The sequence below is a fragment of the Phenylobacterium sp. 58.2.17 genome (genome assembly GCF_026411515.1).
In the GTDB taxonomy this organism is placed as follows: Bacteria; Pseudomonadota; Alphaproteobacteria; order Caulobacterales; family Caulobacteraceae; genus Phenylobacterium.
Genome location: NZ_JAPMTQ010000090.1, coordinates 1 through 3,551, shown reverse-complemented (window position 1 = coordinate 3,551; position 3,551 = coordinate 1). Strand labels below are relative to the sequence as shown.

At 68.7% G+C, this 3,551-nt stretch carries 3 protein-coding genes; 2 read left to right on the top strand and 1 reads right to left on the bottom strand.

Annotated elements, in window-relative coordinates:
* On the bottom strand, nt 1-1,133 hold a 1,133-nt coding region (locus OUA97_RS23075), incomplete at its 3' end, for an SDR family oxidoreductase (protein WP_267234428.1).
* A 308-nt stretch (nt 1,134-1,441) separates the two neighbouring features.
* Here OUA97_RS23075 and ctrA point away from each other — a divergent pair.
* Nucleotides 1,442-2,137, top strand: a complete 696-nt coding sequence (gene ctrA / locus OUA97_RS23070; protein WP_267234427.1) for a response regulator transcription factor CtrA — start codon at nt 1,442-1,444, stop codon at nt 2,135-2,137.
* A gap of 114 nt (nt 2,138-2,251) precedes the next feature.
* On the top strand, nt 2,252-3,551 hold a 1,300-nt coding region (locus tag OUA97_RS23065), incomplete at its 3' end, for a M20/M25/M40 family metallo-hydrolase (protein WP_267234426.1).

The following is a 3,551-nucleotide window of genomic DNA, read 5'->3' as shown; positions in this document are numbered from 1 at the left end:
CCCTTCGTGTGCGGCGGAAGGGGAAGTTGTTTATAAGAGACAGGGTTGGGGGCGGCCGCCGGACGCCGCATCGCCGCCCGCAGCAGCAACGGCCGCGCGGCCTTGGCCAGCAGCGGCCGGGCGTTTTTCGACAGCCCTTCGCGGCCAAGGAAGGCGGCCAGCCCGACGACGGCCAGCGCGCTGAGCCCGAAGGTCAGGCCGGGACGCTTCTGGACCTCGGTATAGACGCTGAAGCGGCGGCCTTTCAGGTGCTCGCTCTCGGTCAGGCCGTCGAGGCCGGGCTCATAGAGATTGTCGCGCGCCGGCTTGTCCCCGCGCCTGCGGTTCATCGCCGGCAGCATCCGGGCCAGCACCTTATCGACCAGGATCGGGGCCGCCGCCGATCCGATCGCCATCGGCCGCGCGCCCGATCCGACCACGATGTCGCGCACCGGATGGACGGCGGCGTGCAAGATCGCGTCGGCCACGACGTCGGGGGCGTAACGCGGCGGCCGGACCGCGGCCGCCTGGTCCATCAGGTTGCGGGCGTGATCGGCGAACGGGGTCGAGACGCTCGACGGCTTGATCAGGGTGATAGAGACCGGGATCTTCTCCCGCAGGACCTCCAGCCGCAGCGCGTCCGTAAAGCCCTTCACCGCATGCTTCGACGCCGAATAGGCGCCCATCAGCGGCGCGGCCACGTCCGACAGCGCCGACCCGACATTGATCACCGCCCCGGCCCGGCGTTGGTCCCGGTAGTGCTTCACCGCCTCCAGAGAGCCGTTGACCACCCCGAAGTAGTTGGTCCGGAACAACCGCTCATGGTCCTCGGCCGAGGTCTCGGCCAGCTGGCCATAGAGGCCCACCCCGGCATCGTTGACCCAGGTGTCGAAGCGGTCGAAGCGCGCGATGGCCGCGCGCGCGATCTTCTCCACGTCCTGCGGCGCGCCGACGTCGGCCACCACCGCATGGGCGCGGCCGCCCTGGGCGTTGATGTCCTCGCAGATCGCCCGCAGCGCCTCGCCGTTGCGGGCGGCCAGCACCACCGCCGCCCCGGCCTTGGCGGCCTTGCGCGCCGTCGCCAGACCGATGCCCGACGATGCTCCGGTGATGACGATGACTTGGTCGGCGAGCGGCTTCAGTTTCACGGCCATGACGATCCTTTGGGCTTGGGGGTTCCACGTCCAAACGACCCGCCGCGGGGACCGTTCCGCGGTTAAGATCAGGGCGCAGCCCGATCCGCTATTCGCCCGCCAAGTCCAATCACAAAAGATTCAACGCCCCCCGCGACTCGCCCCGGAGGGCGGCGCTTGTCCCCGATTCCCGAACCGAGTTAACGATTCGTCCGAAGGGGCTTCACCATTAACCGATCATAAATTAACTCGCGGGCAAGTTAACCGCGAGGATCGGGGCGGATTGCCCGAATTTGTAGGTTCTAGCGCTACCGTTCGAGGAGGAACTGATGCGCGTACTGTTGATTGAAGACGACAGCGCCACGGCGCAGAGCATTGAATTGATGCTCAAATCCGAAGGTTTCAACGTCTACACGACGGACCTCGGCGAAGAGGGCGTCGATCTGGGTAAGATCTATGACTACGATCTCATCCTGCTCGACCTGAACCTGCCCGACATGAGCGGCATGGACGTCCTGCGCACCCTGCGGGTCGCGAAGATCAACACCCCGATCATGATCCTGTCGGGCACGGCCGAGATCGACACCAAGGTCAAGACGTTCGGCGCCGGCGGCGACGACTACATGACCAAGCCGTTCCATAAGGACGAACTGGTCGCCCGCATCCACGCGGTGGTCCGTCGCTCCAAGGGCCACGCCCAATCGGTCATCAGAACCGGCGACATCACCGTGAACCTCGACGCCAAGACCGTCGAAGTGAACAACAGCCGCGTCCACCTGACCGGCAAGGAATACCAGATGCTGGAGCTGCTCTCGCTCCGCAAGGGCACCACGCTCACCAAGGAAATGTTCCTGAACCACCTCTACGGCGGCATGGACGAGCCCGAGCTGAAGATCATCGACGTCTTCATCTGCAAGCTGCGCAAGAAGCTGGCGGCCGCTGCCGACGGCAAGCACCACATCGAAACCGTCTGGGGCCGCGGCTACGTGCTGCGCGACCCGAACGAAAGCGCCGTGGCCGCCTGAACGGGCCCGACGCTTCACTAGACTGCCGAACGCCCGCCGCTCCTTCCGGCGGGCGTTTTCCTTTTGCGCAGGTTCCGCGCTAGGGTCGCGGCCAGAGTTCGCGGGGAGGCGGCGTTGGGAAGAACTATCGCACTGGTCGTGTGCCTGGCCGTCGCATTCCTGCTGGGTTGGGCGCAGGAGCGCACTCCCGCCCCGCTGCCGGCCGACGCCTCCGCGACCGCGTTCTCAGCCGGCCGCGCCATGGCCGACGTCGAGGTCATCGCCAAGGTTCCCCACCCCATGGGCAGCCCGGCCAACGCCGCGGTCCGCGACCACCTCGTCGCGCGGATGACCGCGCTTGGCCTCTCACCCCAGGTCCAGCGCGCCCAGGTGCTGCGCCAGGAGGACGGCTGGATCGCCGGAGGCGCGATCGAGAACGTCATCGGCGTGCTGCCCGGCGCCGACCGCGCCGCCCCCGCGGTGGCGATCATGGCCCACTATGACAGCGTCCCGGGATCGCCCGGCGCGGCCGACGACGCGGCCGGGACGGCCGCCGCCCTGGAGATCGCCCGCGCCATCAAGGCCAAGGGCCAGCCGGTCCGTGACGTCATCCTGCTGATCACCGACGGCGAAGAGAGCGGCCTGCTGGGCGCCCAAGCCTTCTTCGACCAGCACCCGCTCGCCGGCCGCGTCGGCTTCCTGCTGAACATGGAGGCTCGAGGCAATGGCGGCCGCGCCCAGATGTTCCAGACCGGGGCCGACAACGCCGGCGCGATCGAGCTGTTCCGCAAGAGCGCCGTCGCGCCGATCGCCTCGTCGCTGACCGTGTTCCTATACGAGCACATGCCCAACGACACCGACTTCTCCGTCCCCAAGGCCAGGGGGATCGCCGGGCTGAATTACGCCTTCATCGGCAGCCAGTTCGACTACCACGCGCCCACCTCGAGCCCGGCCAATCTCGACAAGGGCTCACTGCAGCATCTCGGCGCGCAGGTGCTGGCCGCCGCCGACGCCGCCGCCTTTGCACCCGCGCTTCCGGCCAAGGGGCCGAACCTCGTCTACGCCAACACTGTCGGCGGCCACATCCTCGCCTATCCGCCGGCCGCCGGCTGGATCGTCGTGGCTGTCGCCGCCCTGCTGCTGACGGCGGCCATGCTGCGCGCGCGCCGGGCCAGGGCGCTCGCCTTCGCCGAGGTGCTGAAGGGCGCCGGCGCGGCGCTGTTCGCCCTGACCTTCGCCGCGGCGGTCTTCCGCCTCGCCCGGTTCGCCAGCGGCGCACAGTTCGGCTTCCTTGAGCAGCACTACCTGCTGGCCCAGGCCGGCCGCTGGGAGACGGCGCTGGCCCTGCTGGGCGTCGGCGCCCTGCTGCTGGCCGCCGCGGGCCGCGGCGGCGCCGACCCTGCCGAGCTGGCCAAGTCCGCGGCCGAGGCCAAGG

Coding starts and splice junctions, on each gene's coding strand:
- ctrA (WP_267234427.1), top strand. CDS start 1,442: ATGCGCGTACTGTTGATTGAAGACGACAGCGCCACGGCGCAGAGCATT.